The organism is Mesorhizobium sp. M8A.F.Ca.ET.207.01.1.1 (assembly GCF_004794715.1).
In the GTDB taxonomy this organism is placed as follows: domain Bacteria; phylum Pseudomonadota; class Alphaproteobacteria; order Rhizobiales; family Rhizobiaceae; genus Mesorhizobium.
Genome location: NZ_SRUS01000180.1, coordinates 1 through 384 on the forward strand (window position 1 = coordinate 1; position 384 = coordinate 384).

Consider the following 384-nt stretch of genomic DNA (forward strand, 5'->3'; position numbering starts at 1 on the left):
CGCGCTTCGTAGAGGCAAGTCGAGTGTTGTCGCTGCCGCAATGCGGGCACGGCGGCGGTTCGACATTGTCGGAGAGGGTCCGGTCGACGTGGCTTTTCAGAAAACGCGTCAGGTCCTTGTCCTCGACGTGGCGTCGCGGAAGAGGACTGGTGTGACGCAGCGGGCTGCCGAAATCGAACCGGTCCGCATCGAGAGCCGAGAGCAGCGGCGTTGGCACCGGCACCGGCACCGTGCGGGGCTGCGTTCTGACCGAAGCAGATTCGACACGCGGCAGATCCGGGGCCTCGAGCCCGGCGCGTCGGCGGCGCTCGGCCGCGTTGAGCGCCAGGTCATTGGCCACGATGACGGGTATGTCACCGCCGGTCGTTGCCGCGTCCAGCGGCC

The 384-nt window shown here is 68.2% G+C and carries 1 protein-coding gene; it reads right to left on the bottom strand.

Annotated features, from left to right (window positions below):
• Window positions 1-384, bottom strand: a 384-nt coding sequence (locus EN850_RS36675; protein WP_210238023.1) for a hypothetical protein, incomplete at both ends; no start/stop codon positions are given.